Genomic DNA, 22,880 nt, shown 5'->3' on the forward strand with positions numbered 1-22,880 from the left:
ATAAAAAAACCAGGCCGAAGCCTGGTTTTATACAATCTATATCTTAAGCGAGAACCATATTTGGATCAGCAAATGCAACAGGAGAAACGACTTCTTCTTCAAATGTTGCCCATTCCCATGCATCTTGGGTTGCCAGTACTTTACGTAGCAACTGGTTATTTAGACCATGACCTGATTTAAAGGCACGGAATTCACCAAGAATGGGGTGACCACACATGTACAAGTCACCAATGGCATCCAACACTTTATGAGTCACAAACTCATTTTCAAAGCGCAGGCCTTCTTCGTTAAGAATTCGGTAATCATCCAGAACAATCGCATTATCAAAACTACCGCCAAGCACCAAGTTTTGTGATTGAAGGTATTCAATATCACGCATAAAACCGAACGTACGAGCACGGGAAATCTCTTTCACAAAACCTTGAGAAGAGAAGTCAAAAACCAAATGCTGTTCGTCAGCTTCGATCGCCGGATGGTTAAACTCAATTTCGAAGTCCATACGGAAACCGTTATACGGTTTGAACTCGGCCCATTTGTCGCCATCTTCAAAACGCACAGGTTTCTTGATGCGAATAAAACGCTTAAGCGCGTTCTGCTCTTCAATACCTGCTTGTTGTAGCAGGAAGACAAACGGACTGGCACTACCATCCATAATTGGGATTTCAGGTGCGTCCACTTCGATAATCACGTTGTCGATACCCATACCTGACAGCGCAGAGCTCAAGTGCTCTACTGTCGAAATACGAATACCATCATCGTTCACCAACGCGGTACATAACATAGTGTCACGAACTGCGGCTGGGTCAGCTGGAAAATCCACGGGTGGATTTAAGTCAGTACGACGATAAATTACACCGGTATTTGCAGCAGCAGGGCGAAGAGTCAACGTGACTTTACGACCAGAGTGGAGACCCACACCAGTTGTTTTCACTATTTCCTTCAGAGTTCTTTGTCTGATCATCTGCTTGCCTCTTAGTAAGTGCTACAAATCACGGTCAACGAGATTTATTGACCGCGGATCGTACCACAAATTTGAACCTTGTCAAATTCTGATGAAAAATTAGTCAGCTTGACGGCGCAAAAATGCGGGAATATCTAAGTAGCCACTCTCTTTATCAGCTTTAGGTGCTGTACTCTGATTTCCTGCAGAACCTGACGCCGCTGTAGATGGCGAAGGTTGAGCCGTCGTCTGAGTTTTTTCTTGCAAAGTGTGTGCCGCTTTTTCTTCCGTTTTCACCGTAGCTGGCTGTTGCTGCTGAGTAGCAACAGGTTGCGGTTGTTGCTGCTGGGCAACAGGGGCAACTTTACTTTTACCGCCGGCGACTAAGGTAATATCAGGTTTTCTTTCGTTACCAATACCCGTCGCAACGACTGTGACTCGAATTTCATCAGCCATATCCGGATCGAGTGATGTACCAATTACCACAGTCGCATTGTCAGAAGCGAAAGCTTTAACGGTATTACCCACCGTTTCGAATTCGTCCAGACGCATGTCGAGACCAGCAGTAATATTTACTAACACGCCACGAGCGCCTGCTAAATCGATGTCTTCTAAAAGTGGACTGGAGATCGCCATTTCTGCAGCTTCTTCTGCACGGTCCTCACCTTTTGCCACTCCGCTCCCCATCATTGCATGACCCATTTCCGACATCACGGTGCGAACATCCGCAAAGTCGACGTTGATCATGCCAGGACGAGTAATCAACTCAGCAATACCCTGTACGGCATTTTTTAGTACATCATTTGCGCTAGCAAAGGCTTCTAATAAGGTAATACCACGTCCCAGAACTTTAAGTAACTTCTCATTTGGAATCGTAATTAGAGAGTCCACATGTTTAGACAGCTCTTCAATACCTTGTTCAGCAAACGCTAAACGCTTCTTTCCTTCGAAGCTAAATGGTTTGGTGACCACAGCGACCGTAAGAACACCCAGTTCTTTAGCAACTTCAGCAATCACTGGCGCTGCTCCGGTACCTGTACCACCGCCCATTCCGGCTGCGATAAATACCATATCGGCACCGGTCAAATATTCTTTAATGCGTTCTTTATCTTCCAGAGCGGCATCACGGCCAACTTGTGGATTCGCGCCAGCGCCTAAACCTTTCGTAATATCGCCGCCAATCTGAATGACACTGCTGACACTGGTTTTACGTAAAGCTTGTGCATCAGTGTTGACGCTGATGAATTCCACACCTTCGATGGATTCACGCACCATGTGTTCTACGGCGTTACCGCCACCGCCACCTACTCCAACGACTTTAATTACTGCATCGTCAGACATTTCCATCATCGGTTCAAACATGTGTTATCTCCGTTTTTCCTGCTGCTCAGGTTAAAACTCTTTTTGTATCCAATTACGCAAGCGTTCAAACCAGTTTGCCGTTACTTGGCGCTTTGGTTCGCTATATTCAGCCTCATCATTGATTTGGCTGTCTCTTGCATAATGGAGTAAACCAACTGCCGTAGAATGATACGGCTCTTTAACGTAATCTGTTAGCCCGCTCACCTCAAGAGGCTTACCGACTCGAACTTGATTGCGGAACACACGCTCCGCACACTCAACCAAACCTTCAATTTGAGCAGCACCTCCAGTGAGAACCACTCCAGCGGCAAGATGATGTTTAATCCCTTCTTCTCGCAGCTTTTCTTGAACTGTATCGATAGTTTGATTAACTAAACCCATTAATTCAGTGTAGCGAGGTTCAATGACCTCCGACAAGGTTTGTCTTTGTAAACTTCTTGAAGGACGCCCTCCAACACTTGGAACATTAACGGTATCGTCCTTGCTTACTAACTCACTCAGTGCGCAGCCGTATTTCACTTTTATCTCTTCTGCATCACTCAATGGTGTACCAAATGCGAACGCGATATCACTGGTAACTGCATTACCGGCGTAGGAAAAAACTTCGGTATGACGCAGTGCCCCGCCAGTCCAAATCGCAACATCCATTGTACCAGCGCCAATATCAACAACACATACGCCCAGTTCACGTTCGTCTTCAGTAATTACTGCGTTACTGGCCGCTAAACCTGAATACACAAGTTGGTTAACTTTGAGCCCACAACGCTCAACGGCCTTAATAATGTTTCTCGCCATGTCGTTGTGGCAAGAAATAAGATGCACGCTCACTTCCATGCGTACACCTGATAAACCTAGCGGATTTTTAATCCCTTCTTGATAATCGATGGTAAATTCTTGGGGAATAACGTGAAGAATGCCTTGTTCGTCACCAATTTTAATCGATTTCGCAGTATGAATCGCTCGATCCATATCTTCTTGAGAGACTTCTTCGTCAGAAATAGTTCCCATGCCTTTTTCGATTCGGCTGGCAATATGCTTACCTGACAACGACATATACACACGGCTAATCTGACATTCCGCCATTAACTCAGCTTGGTCGATGGCTCGTTGAACCGATTTTACCACCGACTCTAAGTCATTAACGCCACCTTTATCCATACCGCGAGATGGGCTGGTACCAGCGCCAATTATGTTAATTTGACCATCTGGCAATATTTCGCCTACCAACGCTGAAACGCTTGCTGTACCTATATCAAGGCCGACTATAATGTTGTCATCAGCGGTCTTCGTCATCAGAATTCTCTTGTTCTAACTCTTGCTCAGGAAACCACCCAATTGCGGCTCCCGTATCGTACCTGAGGTCAATGTAACTGACTTTTTCGGTATCACTACCTAAATGTCGGTAAAGAGAAAAGAATCGAGCGATACGTTCATCCAGCGATTCCTTTCCTAATTCTAAACGAATGCCATTATCTAAGATAATTTGCCATGCTCGGCGATCATTCAGTACTAAAGAAGTGATTTTAAGCCCAATTTGTTTAAAGCGCGGCGTCATTTCCTGCCACACCGAGAGTACCTGTTCACTGGTTCCCTCTGGACCATATAATTTGACGTGTTCGCCTTTTAAGCGGCCAATATCCCCGTCAAACACCACTCCTTTTTCATTAATTAATTCATTCCCGTTCCAAATCGCAGCTGCGTGATATTCGGTTAAGAATATTTTTATCGTATTAGGCCACTGTTTGCGAATTGACGCATGTTCGACCCAAGGCACTTGCTGAACCGCATTTTGCAGTACATTTATATCCTGAGACATAAACGTACCAATATGATCAAGCCGCCCGATAACTTTTTGTATATCTGGGGCAGCCACGTATTCCAGTTCACCTTGTAACACGATTTTTGATAAGGGAAGACGTTGGTCATCCCACATCCAAGAAAGCGTTGAATAGATAAGAGACCCTATCAACAACACCACAGCAAGTAAAAAGACACCACCTGCTGCGTGCTGTTTTATCACTGGAGATTCAGAGATACGACGACTTTCATTTAAAGCACTTTTAATCAAAGTTCGTTATTCCTACACTCCACGGGCACCTTGTCTCTCATTTATTTAGTCTCAATAAAGAGGCAAAACCTTTGCTTTAACCTTCGGATTATACTGAGGTCATTAAAAGTATCAAATATTGAAAGCGAGAAATGTCTTCACAACTCAGATAATCAATTTGACCAACCACTCACTTACGCACTTTTACTGCTTTTGCATTTGTTCGATATTGAGTTTCAGGCTAGCTAAATGTTTCGCTACTTTGCCAACATCACCAGCACCTTGAGTAAGTACTAAGTCACCATCTTGTAAAACATTTGCCAATACTGCCGGTAGAGCACTTCCATCCGGCACAAAAATCGGATCCAGCTTCCCTCGGCTTCGAATAGTTCGACACAATGCTCGACCATCAGCGCCGGCAATCGGCTGTTCTCCGGCAGGATAAACATCCAACATCAGTAAAACGTCGACTTGTTCCAGAACATTGGCAAAGTCATCATAAAGATCACGAGTTCGACTGTAACGGTGAGGCTGAAAAATCATGACCAAACGGCGTTGTTGCCAACCACTACGCGCCGCTTTAATTGTGACATCGACTTCAGTAGGGTGATGGCCATAATCGTCCACCAGCATCGCTTTGCCCTTACCCGTTTCAAATTCACCCAGTTGGTCAAACCGGCGCCCGGTGCCTTGAGTACCGGCCATGGCGGTTAGAATGGCTTCATCACTGATGTCATCTTCCGTCGCGACAGCAATCGCCGCCGATGCGTTCAATGCATTATGACGGCCAGGAATATTAAGCGTAATGTCGAGATTAGGCCGGCCTTGACGCACCACGGTAAACAAGCCTTGTTGGCCAATTTGGCGATAGTTTTCAATACGCACATCGGCGTCTTGCGAGAAACCATAGGTGATCACTTGTCGACTGACTCGTGGTATTAACTCGCGCACAACCGGATCATCAATACATAAAATCGCTTGGCCATAAAACGGCAGCTTGTGCAAAAAGTCGATAAACGTTTGCTTCAAAGTATTGAAGTCACCGCCGTAGGTGTCCATATGGTCTGCTTCAATATTTGTAACGATACTGACCATCGGTTGAAGGTGGAGAAATGAAGCGTCACTTTCATCCGCTTCAGCAATCAAAATTCGGCTTGAGCCTAATCGCGCGTTGGTGCCAGCACTTTTGACAAGCCCACCGTTGACAAAAGTCGGGTCAAGCCCAGCTTCAAAGTAAATTTGTGTCACGAGCGCAGTGGTGGTGGTTTTACCATGGGTACCAGCCACGGCAATACCATGTCGAAAACGCATCAATTCCGCTAACATCTCCGCTCGGCGAACCACGGGAATACGTGCGCGTCTGGCGGCTGCCACTTCTGGGTTTTCTTCATTAATTGCTGTCGATACAACGACCACACTGGCATTCTCAATATTTTGCTCATGATGACCAATATAGATTTGAGCGCCTTTACCTTTAAGCCGTTCCGTCACAACATTATTGGCAATATCTGACCCAGTAATCTGATAACCTTCATTAAGTAAGACTTCAGCAATGCCACTCATCCCCGCCCCACCAATTCCGACAAAATGAATGGAATTAACACGGCGCATTTCAGGCACAATGGCGCGAATTTGGGCTAAGTTTTGTTTGTGTTCAATGGTCATCAATTTTTCTCGTGGTTACTGATGTCGATAATCGCGTTAGCAACGGTTTGGTCAGCATGCAGCTTGGCCGCATGTCTGGCACTCATCGCCATGGTTTTTAAACTGGCTCGATCGAGTTGAAGTAGCTGTTCAGCCAACGTTTTAGCAGTGAGATCTGGCTGTTCAATCATTAAAGCTGCTCCGCATTCTACCAGATGATCAGCATTGAGTGCTTGCTGACGATCTTTATGCATAAAGGGGACAAAAATAGCGCCAACACCAGCCGCCGATACTTCCGAAACGGTTAACGCACCAGAGCGGCAGACTAAGATATCCGCCCACGCATAAGCCTGTGCGACATCATCAATAAATTCGGTCACTTCAACGGAGTCAAAACCTGACGATTGATAGTCAGCGGTGACTTGTTGGGCATTGTTTTTTCCTGCTTGATGACGAATTTCAAACCCATCACCGAGTAAGCCTGAGGTTTGTGGTAGCGTCTGGTTCAAAATACGCGCCCCTTGACTGCCCCCCATGACGAGAATGCGCAGCGCACCTTGACGATCAGCCATACGCACCTGTGGCTCGGGCAGGCTAACCACATCTTCTCTAACCGGGTTTCCAACCACTTCTGCGTCTTTAAAAGCACCAGGAAAAGCCTGAAAAACCTTTTTGGCGATTTTAGCTAGCCACCGATTGGTTAACCCAGCAACCGCATTCTGCTCATGCAGTACGACCGGAATGCCAAGTGTCCATGCAGCAATGCCCCCAGGCCCACTGACGTAACCGCCCATTCCCAACACCGCATCTGGTTGCCAAGCTTTCAGATGACGACGAGCTTGCCCGATGGCACTCAAAATTTGAAAAGGTGCTTTCAGCAATTTGGTCACGCTTTGGCCACGCAATCCTTTCACACGGATAAAATCAATCTCGATACCATGCTTTGGCACCAAATCCGCTTCCATACGATCTTCTGTACCTAACCAGCGAATCTCCCAACCTTGGGATTGAAGCTGCTTAGCAACCGCGAGGCCGGGAAAGACATGTCCGCCTGTTCCGCCAGCCATCACCATTAAACGTTTATTCTTGGTCATTATTCGATTGTGTCGTTATTTGTGAGTCATCTGCGCTGACGCTGCGCTGCTTAAGCCGACACTCAAAGTCGATTCGCAGCAAAATGGACACCGCTACAGACATAATAATTAAACTCGAGCCACCATAACTGATGAGTGGCAGTGTAAGACCTTTGGTCGGAACGATGCCCGCAGCAGCTCCAACATTAACCAAGGTTTGAAAGGCAAACCAAATGCCAATACCAAAAGCGAGATACCCACCGAAATTCATCTGATGTTCAAACGCTTTTTTACCAATAAGAATCGCCTTTAGGACTAAAGCAAAAATCAGCATTAAAATCAGCGTTACGCCAACGAAGCCAAGTTCTTCCGCGACCACAGCAAAGACAAAGTCAGTATGCGCTTCAGGAAGATACTCAAGCTTTTGAATCGAATTACCAAGCCCTTGACCAAACCATTCCCCGCGCCCAAACGCCATCAGAGACTGGGTTAGCTGGTAACCACTACCAAATGGGTCTTCCCAAGGATCAAGGAACGACGTCACACGGCGCATTCGATAAGGCTCAATCAAAATGAGCCCAACCACTGCAGCAATGCCAACGACCATCAGCGCCAAAAATTGAGTCAGTTTCGCACCGGCGATGAATAGCATGCCAAACAGCGTAACCAGCATCACAATCACAGTCCCTAAATCGGGCTGCATTAACAGCAAACTGGCGAGTGTTCCAAACACCATAATGGGCTTAATAAAGCCACCAAAGAACGTTTGTCGTACTTCGTCATTTTTACGCACTAAATAACCGGACATAAAAATAAACAGTGACAATTTTGCCACTTCCGCTGGCTGCAAGTTAAAGAGCCCTAACGGAATCCAACGTGATGCGCCATTAACTGATTTACCGGCAACCAGAACCACCACCAACAAGAAGAATGACACACCAAGCATCAATGTGCTGTGCCGCATCCAACGCTCTGTTGGGACTTGCAAAATCACCGACGAAGCCGCCAAAGCCAGCAATAAAAACACCCCATGGCGAAACATAAAATGGAACGGTTCATTGGTTAAACGAGAGCTAATGGGAAAAGACGCTGAGGTCACCATCACCAAACCAATTAACATCAAACCAAGTGAAATCCACACCAGCTGGCGATCAAATAAGGCTCGAGGTGACGGTCTGGTCACCCAATATTTCAAGTCACTGATGGAATCACGAACGCCCATTCAAACACTACCTGCTCTGGGATTAAGCATATTGCTGCGCAAGCGCCGCAAATGCGTCACCCCGAGCCATAAAATTACTAAACTGGTCAAAACTCGCACACGCTGGCGAGAGCATGACCATGTCCCCGGATGATAAACGAGGGGCAATGGATGCGACGACTTGCTCCATCGTTTGATACAGTGTTGCCGATGAGTGAAGCGGTAAGAACTGCTCACCATCGCGTCCAAAACAACATAACTGAACGTTAAGTGCAGCCAGTGCTGGCGCTAATTCGGAGAAATCCGCGCCTTTACCCACACCACCAACCAGCAAATATAATGTGCCCTGACACTCTAAACCCGAGAGTGCGGCCAATGTGCTCGCCACATTGGTTGCCTTTGAATCATTGATCCACTTAATGCCTTGATTATCCGCAACAAGTTGGCAGCGATGTGTCAGTCCACTGTAATTTCTTAACGCCTGTAAACCGTTTTGATACGCGATTCCAGCACCATCGAGTAATGCCAAGACCACCAACACATTCGCAAGGTTATGACGGCCAACCAGAATCAATTCAGCGCTAGGAAGAATTGGCGATTGATGCGCAGAAATCCACTCTTGCCCCTGATGCTCAACCACACCAAAGTCAGCTTCAGGCGTTAACCCAAATGAGATGAGGTTCATCTCTTGAGGTGGATAAGTAGCTTTATCGTCGAGATTGACAACGCAGTGCTGTGCATGGTCAAAAATACGAAGTTTAGCTTGGCGGTAGTCTTCCATCCCCTGGTAGCGATCCATATGGTCTTCAGAAAGATTCAGAAAGGCCGCCGCAACCAGTTTAAGGCTAGATGTCGTTTCGAGCTGGAAACTCGATAACTCAAGCACATAGAGATCGTGGTCAGCACCAAGTAAATCCAGCGCAGGAACACCGATATTACCGCCCACGCCGACATTCAATCCGCAGGCTTTAGCCATAACCCCTGTTAAGTCGGTAACGGTACTTTTGCCGTTTGAACCTGTAATCGCAATAACCGGTTTATCGACATGCCAAGCAAACAGTTCAATGTCGCCCACTACGGCCACTCCAGCCTCAAGTGCCGTATTGATTTCCGGCGTCGCTAGGGCAATCCCCGGATTAGCCACAATCAAATCCGCACTCAGTAACCACTCAAGCTTCCATCCCCCCGTATGCACTTCAATGTCATTACCCAGCTTTTCGACACCGGGCGGGTTAGCTCGCGTATCAATGACCTTAACGGACACTGTCGGGTGCTGGCGCTGAATATAATTCACCACGGACAACCCTGTGATCCCTAAACCGACAACCACCACTTGTTTTACGTGTTGCCAACCTTCAATGGACATTGAACGCTCCTAAAATCAGTTGGGCCGAGTGCAATACTCGGCCAAGGAAACTCATCTATCTTAAGGTGTGAGATTAGCGCACTTTTAAAGTGGCTAAACCAATCAATACCAACATGATAGAAATAATCCAAAAACGCACGATAACGCGCGGCTCTGGCCACCCTTTCAGTTCGTAATGGTGATGAATCGGCGCCATTCTAAAAATCCGTTGTCCACGGAGTTTGTATGACCCAACCTGAAGAATGACCGACATGGTTTCCATAACGAAGACGCCGCCCATGATCACCAAGACAAACTCTTGACGAACCAAGACTGCAATGGTTCCTAACGCACCGCCAAGGGCTAATGAACCGACATCACCCATAAATACTTGGGCTGGGTAGGTATTAAACCATAAGAAACCAAGACCAGCGCCCACCATCGCGGTACAAAACACCACAAGTTCAGAGGCGTGAGGGACATAAGGAATGTGTAGGTAGTTGGCGTAATTGACGTTCCCCGTAGCCCAAGCAATGGCGGCAAAACCCGCAGACACTAATACCGTGGGCATGATTGCTAGACCATCGAGGCCATCCGTGAGGTTTACGGCATTACTGGTGCCGACGATCACGAAGTAACTTAGCACGATATACATGACGCCAAGTTGCGGCATCACATCTTTGAAAAAGGGCACCACTAACTGCGTTGCCGCAGTATCTTTACCGTAGGCGTACATAGCGAATGCAACAACCAGAGCAATGGCCGACTGCCAGAAATACTTCCAACGCGCAATGAGTCCATCGGTGTTCTTGCGCACGACTTTACGGTAATCATCCACAAAGCCAACAATTCCGTAACCGACAAGTACCGCCAGCACAGCCCATACGTATGGGTTGGATAAATCCGTCCACAGCAACACGGTAATCACGATTGAGGCGAGAATCATAATTCCGCCCATGGTGGGTGTGCCTCGTTTGCTATAGTGCGACTCAGGACCGTCATTACGAACGACTTGGCCTATCTGTAGCAGTTGCAAGCGCTTGATCAACCGCGGCCCCATCCATAAAGAGAGTGCCAGCGCCGTCAAAACACTCACAATGGCGCGAAATGACAAATACTCAAACAAACGAAAGAAAGAAAAGTATGGCTGTAGCAGTTCGGCAAGCCAAATAATCATTTAAAGTTCTCCTTCAAAGCAGCAACAATCTTGCTCATACCCGCGCTATTCGCCCCTTTGACGAGCAAAGTATGCTTTTTGTTATCGGATTGATTCAGTTGCTGCAGAATAAATTCCACCATGGCTTGGTGGTTATCAAAATGTTTTCCTTGGCACGCCGCGCTAATTTGTCGCGCGTCCTCACCGTAAGTGAGTACATGCTCAAAGTGGAATGGGGCAGCATGTTCCCCGACTTGACGATGAAGTGCAAGACTTTCCTCGCCAAGCTCGGCCATGTAACCCAGTACTAACCAACGTTCACCTTGATAGTTTGCCAATAAATCGACGGCCGCTTTCATCGCTGGCACGCTGGCATTGTAGCTATCATCAATCACCGTAACGTGCTCACTGAGTGCCTGGACTTCGACTCTGCCTTTCACTTTACTTAACGAGGTTAGCCCAGCACTCACTTGCTGAAGCGTTGCTCCCATCTCCATCGCTAAAGCCGTAGCAGCTAGTGCATTGGCGACATTATGCTTACCAACAATACCGAGCTGAATCGAAGTTTCTCCAACTGGCGTGTGCAAAACAAAAAAGGCTTCCCCTTTCGGGTTTAACACGATATCAGACGCAAAGTAGTGAGCATTGGCATCTTCAACAGAAAATGTTTTGACGTGTTTATCGGCTAAAACATCACTCCAAAACACACCGCCGTGACTTTCTTGATTAACGATCGCGACAGAGCCAGGCTCGAGACCTTGATATATCTCACCTTTAGCTTGCTTAACCCCATCGAGACTGCCGAACCCTTCCAAATGCGCGGCATCGACATTGTTGACAATAGCCACGTTTGGGCGCACCAATTGAGTTGTGTAGGCAATCTCACCAATATGGTTAGCCCCAAGCTCTAAGACTGCAAAGTCATCTTGCGACGTCGAACGAAGCAAAGTGAGAGGAACGCCAATATCATTGTTAAAATTACCGGCGGTATACAGCACCTGACCTTGCAGACCTAAGATACTCGCAACCATCTCTTTCACGGTTGTCTTGCCACAACTGCCGGTAATCGCGACGGTGGGTGTTTGGCTCATTTTATGAACATAAGCTCCCAGTAAACCCAGCGCCTGTTTGGTATCACTGACTAAAACCTGTGGTATGTTGAGAGCAGATAATTCACGGCTGACAATGAGAGCCGATGCACCGCTATCAATGGCTTTCTCGGCCATATCATGGGCATCAAAGCGCTCCCCAACAAGGGCAATAAACAACGCTCCCGGTTCAAGAGCACGCGTATCCGTAGACACCGATATGATTTCTTCATCGTCACCGATTAGTTGGCCGTGGACGATGGTCGCAATTTCGCTCAGTTTTAATTTCATCACAACATTATCTCCAACAACTGAGCTGCACTCTCACGGTCTGAGTAGTGCACGGTTTGATTCCCAATAACTTGATAATCCTCGTGACCTTTACCTGCAAGTAAAACGATGTCGTTTTCTGATGCTTGTTCAAGAGCGAAAGCCAATGCGCGGAATCGGTTGTGTTCAACAACGGCTTTATGTGGCGCGTTTAGACCTTGTTTCATGTCTTCAATGATGGCCGCTGGCGATTCACTGCGTGGGTTATCATCGGTTAAGATCGTACGGTCTGCGAGGCGCTCGGCAATCTCTGCCATCATAGGTCGCTTACCTCGATCGCGATCACCACCACAGCCAAAAATAACCCATAACTGCCCTTGGCAATGCACTCTCAACGCAGATAGCGCTTTCTCGAGAGCATCGGGTGTATGCGCATAATCAATCACAACTTTGGCTTTGCTCGGCGCTTGAAACAGCTCCATACGACCAATCACGGGTTTTAATTGAGTGGCACAAGCTAATAACTGAGACTTATTGAACCCCAAGGCCATTAGACTCGTCAACGCCATCAAGAGATTACTCGCGTTAAATTGACCTATCAGCGGGGCTGTCAGCGTGCCGTCACCAAAACAACCAGAAAATGACAGGCTGATCCCTTGCTCGCTGTACTCAACAGAGGTTGCATATACTTGGCTCTCGAGTTTAGGGTGTGGCTCGGTTAATGATACGCCGATAACCTCTCTGAGGTGGGTCGCCCATTCGAGCCCGACTTTATCATCTAAATTGATCACGGCTTGCTGACAATGGTGCTCGGTAAACAAGCTCATTTTGGCTTTCGCATACTCTTGCATCGACCCATGATAATCGAGGTGATCACGGCTGAGATTTGAAAATAGGCCAACTTTAAAAGGCAAAGCACTTACTCGCCCTTGAACCAAGCCATGAGAAGAGACTTCAAGCGCGGTATATTGCGCTCCGCAATCTTGAAGGTGTGATAGCGTTTGGGCAATGTCAATCGCGCTTCCGGTGGTGTTCACTGCAGGTTGTAAATCGCTGAGAAAACCATTACCCGTGGTCCCCATTACCGCGGCTTTTTTGTCGACTAATTCTAGCCATTGGGCAATCAATTGGGTGATGGTGGTTTTGCCATTGGTGCCAGTCACCGCAATAAGCTGATTTGACGTTAAAGGGTAACAGCGTAAAGCCAGCGCAGAGAGACACCGATTAAGCTTCTCAATATAGATGATGGGAGTATGAGGGTAAGTCCTATCGATGGTGCCGTGAAGATGCTTATCATCAGCTTGAGCAAGCACCGCGCTCGCGCCTTTTTCTACCGCGGCAGGAATAAATGCTCGCCCATCACTGGCATGACCTTTGATGGCGACAAAAATGCTCTGCGGCCTGACCTGTCGGCTATCAAGCTGTAAATCACACACCGCGATATGCGCAGCCTCACTCGTTGAGATATCACACCAAGGGGCAATCAATTCACCTAAGGTAAGCGGATATGTGTCTGTCATGTTTGTTCTCTCTAATTAAACCGATTTTCGTCCGGTGCCACGTTCAGAATTTGCAGGGTACCTTTCATAATTTCTGAAAATACCGGCCCTGCAACTGAACCACCGTAATACAAGTCCCCTTGCGGCTCATTGACAATCACCACCAGCGCGACTTTTGGGTCACTAACTGGCGCAATGCCCGCCGTAACCGCCACATATTCATCACTATAACCGCCAGCATTGGCTTTGCGTGACGTCCCCGTTTTGGCTGCAATGCGATAACCAGGGACTGCCGCTTGGGTTGCTGTACCGCCGGGTTGAGTCACGGTTTCAAGCATCTTAAGTACTTTTTCCGCTTTATCATGATCAAAAACCTGACGCGATAAATCTTCTTTATTGTTTTCAATAATGTGAATGGGTTGATATTTGCCTAAGTTGCCAAGTGTCGCGTAAGCATGTACCAGTTGCAGTGGCGTAACGGAAATACCATAACCAAACGCCAATGTGGCGATTTCAAATTTTGACCAACGACGGCGGTTGGGGAAAATCCCCGTTGTTTCTCCCACTAAGTTCAGCCCTGATAATTCACCAAATCCGACCGAGCTGTACATGCCTAATAAAGAGTCTAGAGGCATACCGAGTGCCAAATGTGCGACCCCGATGTTACTGGACTTTTTCAAGATTTTGGTCAGTGATGCTTTACCGACTTTTGATGAGTCTCGCACGCGGCTACCACCAATACGCATAATGCCGTTACCAGTATCGATAATGGTGTTTTCATCCGCGGTACCGTTCTCGAGAGCGGCAAGAACCACAAAGGGTTTCACCGTTGAGCCTGGCTCAAGGGCGTCGGTAATAACGCGGTTACGCATCTTAAATGACTGTAAATCAGAACGATTGTTGGGGTTGTAGGAAGGCGCATTGACCATGGCAAGCACCGCACCCGTTTTGACATCCAAAATCACTGCAGAGCCAGATGTTGCACGATAATCGGCCACCGCTTGCTTAATCGCTCGGTAGGCGATCGCTTGAATACGCTGGTCGATGGTTAGCTGGAGTGATTTGCCCTCTTCGCGTTCTTCAAGAGAGATATTTTCCACCACACGTCCGTAGCGATCTTTGCGAATAATCCGCTTACCTGCTTCACCTGTTAGCCACTTATCATAACTCCGTTCAACACCTTCTAAACCATGTCCGTCAATCCCTGTAACACCGACTAGGTGTGCACTGACTTCCCCTGCGGGATAATAACGGCGTGACTCAGATTTCAAGCCGATGCCGGGCAGTTTGAGTTCATGAACATACTTGGACATCGCCGCACTGACTTGACGTTGCAAATAGATAAAACGACGGTTTTTGTTAGCACTGATTTTGTTAATGAGATCATCACGTTTCAGCCCTAAAACATCGGCGAGAGCATGCCAGCGGTCAATGTTTTTTAAGCCACCTTGCTTAAAGATGGTCACCGGGTCCGCCCAGACCGCATCGACAGGAACACTGACCGCCAAGGGCTCATCATTCCGGTCAGAGATAATCCCGCGCGCTGAGTGCAGCGTCTTCGCGCGAACCGAACGTAAATCTCCCTGACGAATAAGATTGTCAGGTTCAATAATTTGAATATAAGCGATACGCCCAACCAGCAGCGCAAACGCACAAAATACGAAGAAGAGAATCAGGTAGAAGCGCCACTGAATCAGTATTGGTCCAGAGGTGGGTTGCTTTGGTTGTGTTTTAGTTGACGTTTTCTTGCCGCTATTTTTCTTCGGCGCGGTTTTTTTGGTTGTCATTTGAGCGTAATCACCACTTCTTTGTCTGCATCTGGACGTTTCATATCCAACTCATCTTTGGCGATGTTTTGCACACGACTGTGTTCAGAGAGCGCAGTTTCTTCCAGCAGTAAGTTACGCCATTCGCCATCTAAACGGTCTCGCTCGACTAACGCTTGATCTTTTTCAGTGATCGCTTCACGTGTGTGATGGGTCATGAACACGACCCCCATGGCTGAAGTAAAGATCAAAGTGAGTAAAATCAATGGCACACGACCTGTGGTAAACAGGTCATGAACAATCAGTTTGGCGAGATTCGGTGTAGACTGGCTCATAACTTACAGTTTTTCGGCGATACGAAGCACAGAACTGCGTGAACGCGGGTTAAGTTCTATTTCTTGTTCTGTCGGTTTGATGGCTTTGCCGATGGTCTTAAGATTGGCGCTCCCCAGAGCTTGAATTTGCGCTTCAGTCATCGGAATACCGTGAGGAACTTGCGGCCCTTTACTCTCTTTGCGCATAAAGCGTTTTACCATACGGTCTTCCAGCGAGTGGAAACTGATCACCGATAAGCGTCCTTGCGGTGCCAAAATAGAACTGGCGCCAACCAAGGCTTTATCAATTTCTTCAAGTTCACTGTTGATATAAATACGAAATGCTTGGAACGCTCGAGTCGCGGGATGTTTCTTCTCTTTGAAGCTTTTCGGTGCGGCATCGGAAATCAACTTAGCGAGTTGAGAAGTCCGTGTCAGAGGTTCATTTTCTTCATTGGCACAATATTCAACGATCGCACGGGCAATACGTCGAGCATGTTTGTCTTCTCCAAACTCGCGAATAACCCAAGTGATGTCATCAAGATCGGCTTTTGCTAGCCACTCAGAGACAGGAATACCAGAAGTCGGATCCATTCGCATGTCGAGTGGGCCGTCTTTCATAAAACTGAAGCCACGTTCGGCATCGTCTAACTGTGGAGAAGAAACACCTAAATCAAATAACACGCCGTCCACTTCGCCTTGCAACTGATATTGCTCGGCATACTCTGCAATACCAGAGAAAGGGCCATGAATGATGGTAAAGCGGGGATCATCGATTTTACTTGCTTCTTCAATCGCTTGAGGATCACGATCAATGCTGTAAAGACGCCCTTTTTCACCCAATTTTGATAGAATCGTTCGGCTATGACCACCTCGACCAAAAGTGCCATCAATGTAGGTGCCATCAGGCTTAATGTTTAATCCGTCAATAGATTCATTGAGCAGGACCGATATATGTTTGAATGATTCCGTCATTGAGTATCTCGTCTAAACTATCGCAGCAAGCGCTCATGTCTTCAGTGTACCGATTTGCAGTATAATCGCCACCTCTCGGGGCTAGTAACACGTGACATTGCGCTAAGTTTATTGCTTACAAAATTATTTACGTCAGTAAAAAGCAAAAAACCCATCATAACGGCTTGTTACGATGGGTCTTTATAAAAGTGGAGGAGCCGACCTGTAAGCCGGGTTCTGTTCCGCTTTCACGGCGGTAGCCATTCCTCTAGGCCAGCAATCGCTCACTGGCTCCAGCAACCTACCCGCCTCCTTACGCGAGCAACGCAATGTGGAGGCCTATTTGGTCTTGCTCCGGGTGGAGTTTACCTTGCTACGAACTGTTGCCAGACGCACGGTGCGCTCTTACCGCACCCTTTCACCCTTACCTGTGCCCCTTTCGAAAAAGATAGGCCATCGGCGGTTTTCTCTCTGCTGCACTTGTCGTGGGCTTGCGCCCCCCAGGCGTTACCTGGCACCCTGCTCTATGGAGCCCGGACTTTCCTCCCCCTTATCAGTCTCCCGAAGGACATCAATAAGGCAGCGACTACCCGGTCAGCTCCGAGGCGGATTGTATAGATAAGCGCAGGCAGTGTCTAGGTAGATTAAGTATTGGCGCCTATTTTGCCCTCATCTGCTTAAACTCTAGCCATTTGCCAGAGCTATATCGCTGTTTTTTTGACAAGTTCACTTATTCAAGATGCTCTAAACCCCACTTATACAGCGCATTTTTTTTCAAGTTGTAAATTTCCGCCGTTAACCCTGCCGCTTTTTTTAAAGGCAGCTCTTTGATTAAAATACCTAAAGTCCGCTGCGCCTCTTCAGGCACCAACTCTTCACTGGCCGCTCGATAACCATGAATCAACAGGACCATTTCACCACGTTGCTGGTTGCCATCACTGGTAACCCAATCGATGAGTTCGCCTAAAGGTAAGGACTGAATGGTTTCAAAAGTTTTAGTCAGCTCCCGGGCTAACACCACTTGACGATCAGAGCCGAGAATATCCAACATATCTTTTAAAGAGTCGACAATTCGATGCGGTGACTCATAGAAGATACTGGTACGTGCCGCTTTGGCGATCTCGAGGAATTTATCTTTACGCCCTTTGCTTTTCGGTGGCAGAAAGCCTTCAAAACTAAAACTGTCTGACGGAAGTCCTGAGGCACTTAAAGCGGTAATCACCGCACACGCACCAGGTAATGGCACAACTTTGACGCCCGCATGACGACATTGACTCACCAAGTGATACCCTGGATCACTAATTAACGGGGTACCAGCATCAGAAACCAAAGCAATGGTTGCGCCCTGTAGAAGTTTTTCCACTAAAACTTGAGCTTTTTGCTGTTCATTGTGATCATGCAATGCAAAAGTTTTAGTCTGAATATTGAAGTGAGAGAGCAACTTACCTGTGTGGCGAGTATCCTCTGCGGCAATCATGTCGACATTAGACAACACTTCCAAGGCACGTTGAGTTATATCCCCCAAATTGCCAATAGGAGTGGGTACAATGTACAAAGTTGGAACCTCGGCAGGTAATGTTTTGTTATCTGTCATTTGTTTAGCATCACTTCAACGATTAATATAGAGACAATTTTACACTTAATAGCGATAGAACTCATGGCCATGAAACACCATAAGAGACTCAGTGTACCACGCATCTTAACGCCTGTAGCATTAGCGATTACGTTAGCGGCATGTTCAACCGGTCCTTCGACCCCCACATCAGTGGATATTACCCTTGCTCCGACTGAGTCGGCACAAAGCTATCTTATGCAGGCTGACAGCAGCCAAGGCGCTTTGCAAGTCGACTGGTTAATCATGGCGTACAAAGCCTCTGTCGACGCCAATGACTTTGCCCAAGCGGATAACTTATCTCGACGCCTATCACGATCAGAGATGACCCACCGTCAACAGGCACAGTGGCAATTGATTCGCGCACAGCAATACGTCAAGCAAGGTCAAGAGCAGCAAGCTCTGAGCGCATTAAGCTTCGATGATACCTGGAATTTGGACGATGCCCAGTGGCAAGAATATTACCAATTACAAGCGTCGATCTACGCCAATCGTGAAGAGTATTTTGAAGCAGCACGTCAGCTTTCTTCTCTTCAGCAATACGCGCCTGTTGCTGAGCGTCAATCTCTTTCAGAGAATATTTGGAACAACCTGAACCAATATTCTGAGCAACAATTATCAAGCCAAAACGTCTCCCCAGACGAAGCGGTATTTGATGGTTGGATTCAACTGGCTTTGTACAACAAGTCATTGGCCAGTGACATTCCTCAATTGCGTAATTCATTGAAAAACTGGTTAGATGAGAACCCGCAACATCCTGCGGCGACGTACACACCAAAATCGATTGACGACATTCTATCGCTTGAAATCGTTAAACCAATGAACACTGCGTTATTGCTGCCACTTTCTGGTAAGTTTGCACCGCAAGCCAAACTCATTCGTGACGGTTTTATCCTTGAAATGATGAACGATAAACAGCGCGATGAAAACGCCACCTTAACGGTGATTGATACCAATGCGTCAACCGCGCAAGATATTGAAGATAAGATCATTGAGAAAAATATCGATTTTATCGTAGGGCCATTGATCAAAGAAAATGTTGAGAAACTCCAATCCGCACAATCTCACTTCTCAACACCGATTCCCACGTTGGCACTGAATATTCCAGAAGAGCTAGAGCCAGGTATTAATACTTGCTACGTCGCGCTTTCGCCAGAGCAGGAAGTAGCTCAAGCCGCGAGCCACCTTTTTGATAAGGGTTACCGCTACCCGTTAATTCTTGCCCCTGCAGGCCACTTAGGAAACCGTGTCGTCGAAGCGTTCAATAAAGAGTGGAAACAGTACAGCGACAACAAAGTCGCCGTCAGTTTGTTCGGTGATAAACGCCAGTTGCAGCGCAACATTAACGAAGTGTTTGGTCTGCAAGACAGTCAGCAACACATTGCTCAGATGGAATCATTATTGGGCATGAATTTAGAGAGCCAGCCTCGAAGTCGCCGTGACGTAGATTCTGTCTACATCGTAGCCAACAGCGCTGAACTGACGCTAATTAAACCCTTTATTGAAGTCGCGATTAATCCAGATACCACACCTCCAAAACTGTTTTCAAATTCACGAAGCAACAGTGGTGAAACTCAGTATGAAGATCTCTCCGGCGTTGCCTACAGTGATCTTCCTATCTTGATTGATCCCGAACCGGAACTTGAAGCGCAAATGGAAGAGCTATGGCCTAAAGACTCGAATGCCGAGAAACGTTTACAAGCTCTTGGTATTGATGCCTACCGCTTGCTTGAACAATTACCACAAATGAAAGTGGTATCAGGCTATACCATTCAAGGTGAGACAGGCGTCCTCAGCATTGACGATAACTGCGTAATTAACCGCCAGTTAAGCTGGACGGAGCATGAAGCTCTTTAGCCGCCGAGCCACTGGACAAGCTTACGAAGCCGCAGCCGAAAAGTATTTACAAGGTTGCGGCTTAGTCATAATTGAGAGAAACTTCCAAGTACGCGGAGGCGAGCTTGATTTAATTATGCGCGATGGCACCACCACGGTGTTTGTCGAAGTCAGATATCGTAATAGCCAGCAATACGGACATGCGGCAGAAACGGTCACGCCCGCCAAAATAAAACGCCTAATGAAAACAGCCACCCTATGGCTGATGAAACAAGGGCTTTCAGTCCACTCTACGGATTTTCGATTTGATCTGGTCGCTATTCACCAACAAGGTAAGCAGATTGAATGGATAAAAAATGTGATTACGCAAGGATAACCGATGCTCGAAAGCATTAAAGATAGCTTTAAAGAAAGTATTCAAATTCAAATCGCGGCGGCTGAAGCGCTCCCTGATGCCATCACTCATGCCGCACAAGCCATGGTTAGCAGCCTATTGAAAGGCAACAAAATACTCTGTTGTGGTAATGGAGGCTCATCGTCAAACGCTCAGCAATATGTCTCTTGTTTGCTAAACCGCTTCGAAACCGAGCGTCCAAGTTTACCAGCGATGGCGCTCACTGCAGATATCACTACACTGACAGCGGTCGCGAATGATTACCACTACCAGGAAATCTTTTCAAAGCAAGTGCGGGCGCTCGGACAACCTGGCGATATTTTGCTTGCGATTTCAACCAGTGGTAATAGCAAAAATATCATCAAAGCGATGGAAGCCGCTGTGACTCGCGATATGACCATCATCGCCCTCACGGGTAAAGATGGCGGAGAAATGGCTGGATTGCTTGGTGAAAATGATGTCGAAATTCGTATTCCTTCCCATCGTACTGCGCGCATTCACGAAGTACACATGGTAACACTCCATTGCTTATGCGATTTGATTGATCAGGTTTTGTTCCCCACTCACGAAGAGTAACGCTATGAAACTGGTAACACGGTTATTGATAATATTGACCCCACTCATACTTAGTGGTTGTGCTGGGTTTTTAGTCGCTGGGGCTGCAACGACAGCCAATATCGTCACCGATACTCGAACGACACAAGAGATTTGGGATGATAACAATATCGAACTGCAAATCGCTGGTATCGCGAATAAGGCCCCGTTTGCCGAACATACACGCATTACCGCAAGTTCATACAACGGCACGGTGATACTGATAGGTCAGTCGTCTGAACAAACATTACTTGACGAATTTGAGGCCCGAGCGAGAAAAGTCAAAGGCGTGAACACCATCTATAACCAAGTTCATATTAAAGAACCTTTGTCGCTTGGAGAAATCAGTCACGACAGCTGGCTGACAACCAAAGTAAAATCAGCGTTGTTGGCTAATTCCGAGCTCTCAGGCATCAAAATTAAAGTCATCACTGAAGACAAAGAAGTCTTTCTGCTAGGGTATGTTTCTCATCGCCACGCCGATTTAGCCGTCGATATTGCCAGAAACATCTCCGGGGTAAAGCGCGTGATTAAAGCGTTTCAATATGGTGACGAGTCATAACAAGTCATTGGGTTCAATACAAAAAAGCAGCGTTGATACGCTGCTTTTTATTAGTGTCCTATTTAACCACTCGAAGGCTAGGCTTACCTTTCGGCCTCGGCGGTTCATCATCACCATCAGGTTCTGAAGTCTCTTCCTCACTAGAATCTATTTCTGGCGCAGAAGTCAGTGACAGATGCTCCGTCTCTTGAACGTCGTCTTCTTGCTCACTCGGTTCTTGATAAGCATCTTCAGCTTCAAACATTGTACCTGCCCCATTCTCACGTGCATAAATCGCTTGCACGGCATATAGAGGCACAATGACCGAATGTGGTTTTCCACCAAAACGCGCGTTGAATGTGACCGCTTCATTTCCTAACTCAAGATTGCCCACAGCACGAGGGACAATGTTAAGAATAATCTGCCCATCTTGAACAAATTCAAGAGGAACACGCACACCCGGTAATGTTGCATCTACGACTAAATGTGGCGTGAGATCGTTATCCACTAACCAATCATAAAACGCTCGAAGCAGATAAGGACGACGAGGAGTCATTTGTGAAATATCCATGACACTCAAAAATTAGCGAACAAGGCGCATTTCACGCTCTGCTTCAGTCAATGAAGCAAGGAATGAATCACGCTCAAATACGCGGTTCATATAAACTTTAAGCTCTTTAGAGCCCGGACCAACCAATTCGATACCCAACACTGGTAGACGCCATAATAGCGGTGCCAGATAACAGTCAATCAGGCTGAACTCTTCACTCATGAAGTATTCATACTCAGCAAAAACAGGGGCCAACGTGAGAAGATCATTACGCAGCTTATTACGTGCTGATTCTGCTTCATCGGCAGTCCCATTTGCGACTTTATCTGCCAAAGAGTACCAGTTAGTTTCGATACGGTAGATCATCAGACGGCTATTACCACGAGCAACAGGATATACTGGCATCAAAGGTGGATGCGGGAATCGCTCATCAAGGTATTCCATGATGATTTTTGAATCGTAAAGCGCGAGCTCGCGATCAACTAGGGTTGGAACTGTCTTATAAGGGTTTAGCTCAACCAGTTCAGCGGGTAGATTTGCTTCATCCACAAGCTCAACTTCAACACTTACACCTTTTTCAGCCAGAACAATACGAACCTGATGGCTATACATATCAGATGAACTTGAAAATAGAGTCATCACAGAACGTTTATTGGCAGCTACAGCCATGGAGCCCTCCAGCACACTTACAGAT

At 47.0% G+C, this 22,880-nt stretch carries 21 protein-coding genes and 1 other RNA gene; 4 read left to right on the top strand and 18 right to left on the bottom strand.

The window, feature by feature from the left end:
• Positions 1-43 precede the first annotated feature (43 nt).
• The 16 genes from lpxC to rsmI form a co-directional block, all read right to left on the bottom strand.
• Positions 44-961 carry a UDP-3-O-acyl-N-acetylglucosamine deacetylase gene (gene lpxC, locus ACFFUV_RS09420; protein ID WP_390191562.1) on the bottom strand — a complete coding sequence of 306 codons (918 nt, stop codon included), beginning with the start codon at positions 959-961 and terminating at the stop codon, positions 44-46.
• Positions 962-1,060: 99 nt separating this feature from the next.
• Entirely contained in the window at positions 1,061-2,302 is a 1,242-nt protein-coding gene (gene ftsZ, locus ACFFUV_RS09425) for a cell division protein FtsZ (RefSeq protein WP_390191565.1), read from the bottom strand.
• 30 nt (positions 2,303-2,332) lie between these two features.
• Positions 2,333-3,595 (bottom strand): cell division protein FtsA, encoded by a 1,263-nt coding sequence (gene ftsA / locus ACFFUV_RS09430; protein WP_390191568.1) that lies wholly within the window; start codon positions 3,593-3,595, stop codon positions 2,333-2,335.
• Entirely contained in the window at positions 3,579-4,370 is a 792-nt protein-coding gene (locus ACFFUV_RS09435) for a cell division protein FtsQ/DivIB (RefSeq protein ID WP_390191571.1), read from the bottom strand. Before ACFFUV_RS09435 ends, ftsA begins: the two co-directional genes overlap by 17 nt.
• A gap of 183 nt (positions 4,371-4,553) precedes the next feature.
• Positions 4,554-6,014, bottom strand: coding sequence for a UDP-N-acetylmuramate--L-alanine ligase (gene murC / locus ACFFUV_RS09440; protein WP_390191574.1), 1,461 nt, complete (start codon positions 6,012-6,014; stop codon positions 4,554-4,556).
• Complete coding sequence (gene murG / locus ACFFUV_RS09445) at positions 6,014-7,087, bottom strand: undecaprenyldiphospho-muramoylpentapeptide beta-N-acetylglucosaminyltransferase (protein ID WP_390191577.1); 1,074 nt, start codon at positions 7,085-7,087, stop codon at positions 6,014-6,016. The genes murC and murG overlap by 1 nt, the downstream gene beginning before the upstream one ends.
• Positions 7,074-8,288 (bottom strand): cell division protein FtsW, encoded by a 1,215-nt coding sequence (gene ftsW / locus ACFFUV_RS09450; RefSeq protein WP_390191579.1) that lies wholly within the window; start codon positions 8,286-8,288, stop codon positions 7,074-7,076. Before ftsW ends, murG begins: the two co-directional genes overlap by 14 nt.
• A gap of 22 nt (positions 8,289-8,310) precedes the next feature.
• Positions 8,311-9,627, bottom strand: a complete 1,317-nt coding sequence (murD, locus tag ACFFUV_RS09455) for a UDP-N-acetylmuramoyl-L-alanine--D-glutamate ligase (protein ID WP_390191927.1) — start codon at positions 9,625-9,627, stop codon at positions 8,311-8,313.
• 79 nt (positions 9,628-9,706) lie between these two features.
• Positions 9,707-10,789, bottom strand: a complete 1,083-nt coding sequence (mraY, locus tag ACFFUV_RS09460; protein ID WP_390191581.1) for a phospho-N-acetylmuramoyl-pentapeptide-transferase — start codon at positions 10,787-10,789, stop codon at positions 9,707-9,709.
• Complete coding sequence (locus ACFFUV_RS09465; RefSeq protein ID WP_390191583.1) at positions 10,786-12,150, bottom strand: UDP-N-acetylmuramoyl-tripeptide--D-alanyl-D-alanine ligase; 1,365 nt, start codon at positions 12,148-12,150, stop codon at positions 10,786-10,788. The genes mraY and ACFFUV_RS09465 overlap by 4 nt, the downstream gene beginning before the upstream one ends.
• A complete protein-coding gene (gene murE, locus ACFFUV_RS09470) occupies positions 12,147-13,646 on the bottom strand; it encodes a UDP-N-acetylmuramoyl-L-alanyl-D-glutamate--2,6-diaminopimelate ligase (protein ID WP_390191586.1) in 1,500 nt (499 codons plus the stop codon). Before murE ends, ACFFUV_RS09465 begins: the two co-directional genes overlap by 4 nt.
• 11 nt (positions 13,647-13,657) lie before the next feature.
• Positions 13,658-15,412, bottom strand: coding sequence for a penicillin-binding transpeptidase domain-containing protein (locus ACFFUV_RS09475; protein WP_390191590.1), 1,755 nt, complete (start codon positions 15,410-15,412; stop codon positions 13,658-13,660).
• Positions 15,409-15,726, bottom strand: coding sequence for a cell division protein FtsL (gene ftsL / locus ACFFUV_RS09480; RefSeq protein WP_390191591.1), 318 nt, complete (start codon positions 15,724-15,726; stop codon positions 15,409-15,411). Before ftsL ends, ACFFUV_RS09475 begins: the two co-directional genes overlap by 4 nt.
• Positions 15,727-15,729: 3 nt before the next feature.
• Positions 15,730-16,680, bottom strand: a complete 951-nt coding sequence (rsmH, locus tag ACFFUV_RS09485; protein WP_390191594.1) for a 16S rRNA (cytosine(1402)-N(4))-methyltransferase RsmH — start codon at positions 16,678-16,680, stop codon at positions 15,730-15,732.
• A gap of 189 nt (positions 16,681-16,869) precedes the next feature.
• Positions 16,870-17,261, bottom strand: an RNA gene (rnpB, locus tag ACFFUV_RS09490) — RNase P RNA component class A.
• Positions 17,262-17,389: 128 nt separating this feature from the next.
• Positions 17,390-18,253: a 16S rRNA (cytidine(1402)-2'-O)-methyltransferase gene (gene rsmI, locus ACFFUV_RS09495; protein ID WP_390191596.1), complete on the bottom strand. Its 864-nt coding sequence runs from the start codon at positions 18,251-18,253 to the stop codon at positions 17,390-17,392.
• A gap of 69 nt (positions 18,254-18,322) precedes the next feature.
• Between rsmI and ACFFUV_RS09500 the strand changes: the two genes are divergently transcribed.
• From ACFFUV_RS09500 to ACFFUV_RS09515, 4 genes are read left to right on the top strand one after another with little or no spacing between them, the layout of a single operon-like run.
• On the top strand, positions 18,323-20,128 hold the full coding sequence (locus tag ACFFUV_RS09500; protein ID WP_390191598.1) for a penicillin-binding protein activator: 1,806 nt from the start codon (positions 18,323-18,325) through the stop codon (positions 20,126-20,128).
• Positions 20,115-20,483 (top strand): YraN family protein, encoded by a 369-nt coding sequence (locus ACFFUV_RS09505; RefSeq protein WP_390191600.1) that lies wholly within the window; start codon positions 20,115-20,117, stop codon positions 20,481-20,483. The genes ACFFUV_RS09500 and ACFFUV_RS09505 overlap by 14 nt, the downstream gene beginning before the upstream one ends.
• Before the next feature lie 3 nt (positions 20,484-20,486).
• Positions 20,487-21,077, top strand: coding sequence for a phosphoheptose isomerase (locus ACFFUV_RS09510; RefSeq protein WP_390191602.1), 591 nt, complete (start codon positions 20,487-20,489; stop codon positions 21,075-21,077).
• 4 nt (positions 21,078-21,081) lie between these two features.
• On the top strand, positions 21,082-21,657 hold the full coding sequence (locus ACFFUV_RS09515; RefSeq protein ID WP_390191605.1) for a BON domain-containing protein: 576 nt from the start codon (positions 21,082-21,084) through the stop codon (positions 21,655-21,657).
• A gap of 58 nt (positions 21,658-21,715) precedes the next feature.
• On the opposite strand, the gene sspB is transcribed toward ACFFUV_RS09515, so the two are convergent.
• Positions 21,716-22,207, bottom strand: coding sequence for a ClpXP protease specificity-enhancing factor (sspB, locus tag ACFFUV_RS09520; protein ID WP_390191606.1), 492 nt, complete (start codon positions 22,205-22,207; stop codon positions 21,716-21,718).
• Between the two features lie 12 nt (positions 22,208-22,219).
• Complete coding sequence (sspA, locus tag ACFFUV_RS09525) at positions 22,220-22,855, bottom strand: stringent starvation protein SspA (RefSeq protein ID WP_390191608.1); 636 nt, start codon at positions 22,853-22,855, stop codon at positions 22,220-22,222.
• Positions 22,856-22,880 lie beyond the last annotated feature (25 nt).

Origin of the sequence: Vibrio olivae (assembly GCF_042428525.1) — a bacterium.
GTDB classification, from domain to species: Bacteria; Pseudomonadota; Gammaproteobacteria; order Enterobacterales; family Vibrionaceae; genus Vibrio; species Vibrio olivae.

Coding starts and splice junctions, on each gene's coding strand:
- lpxC (WP_390191562.1), bottom strand. CDS start 961: ATGATCAGACAAAGAACTCTGAAGGAAATAGTGAAAACAACTGGTGTG.
- ftsZ (WP_390191565.1), bottom strand. CDS start 2,302: ATGTTTGAACCGATGATGGAAATGTCTGACGATGCAGTAATTAAAGTC.
- ftsA (WP_390191568.1), bottom strand. CDS start 3,595: ATGACGAAGACCGCTGATGACAACATTATAGTCGGCCTTGATATAGGT.
- murC (WP_390191574.1), bottom strand. CDS start 6,014: ATGACCATTGAACACAAACAAAACTTAGCCCAAATTCGCGCCATTGTG.
- murG (WP_390191577.1), bottom strand. CDS start 7,087: ATGACCAAGAATAAACGTTTAATGGTGATGGCTGGCGGAACAGGCGGA.
- ftsW (WP_390191579.1), bottom strand. CDS start 8,288: ATGGGCGTTCGTGATTCCATCAGTGACTTGAAATATTGGGTGACCAGA.
- mraY (WP_390191581.1), bottom strand. CDS start 10,789: ATGATTATTTGGCTTGCCGAACTGCTACAGCCATACTTTTCTTTCTTT.
- murE (WP_390191586.1), bottom strand. CDS start 13,646: ATGACAGACACATATCCGCTTACCTTAGGTGAATTGATTGCCCCTTGG.
- ACFFUV_RS09475 (WP_390191590.1), bottom strand. CDS start 15,412: ATGACAACCAAAAAAACCGCGCCGAAGAAAAATAGCGGCAAGAAAACG.
- ftsL (WP_390191591.1), bottom strand. CDS start 15,726: ATGAGCCAGTCTACACCGAATCTCGCCAAACTGATTGTTCATGACCTG.
- rsmH (WP_390191594.1), bottom strand. CDS start 16,680: ATGACGGAATCATTCAAACATATATCGGTCCTGCTCAATGAATCTATT.
- rsmI (WP_390191596.1), bottom strand. CDS start 18,253: ATGACAGATAACAAAACATTACCTGCCGAGGTTCCAACTTTGTACATT.
- ACFFUV_RS09500 (WP_390191598.1), top strand. CDS start 18,323: ATGAAACACCATAAGAGACTCAGTGTACCACGCATCTTAACGCCTGTA.
- ACFFUV_RS09505 (WP_390191600.1), top strand. CDS start 20,115: ATGAAGCTCTTTAGCCGCCGAGCCACTGGACAAGCTTACGAAGCCGCA.
- ACFFUV_RS09510 (WP_390191602.1), top strand. CDS start 20,487: ATGCTCGAAAGCATTAAAGATAGCTTTAAAGAAAGTATTCAAATTCAA.
- ACFFUV_RS09515 (WP_390191605.1), top strand. CDS start 21,082: ATGAAACTGGTAACACGGTTATTGATAATATTGACCCCACTCATACTT.
- sspB (WP_390191606.1), bottom strand. CDS start 22,207: ATGGATATTTCACAAATGACTCCTCGTCGTCCTTATCTGCTTCGAGCG.
- sspA (WP_390191608.1), bottom strand. CDS start 22,855: ATGGCTGTAGCTGCCAATAAACGTTCTGTGATGACTCTATTTTCAAGT.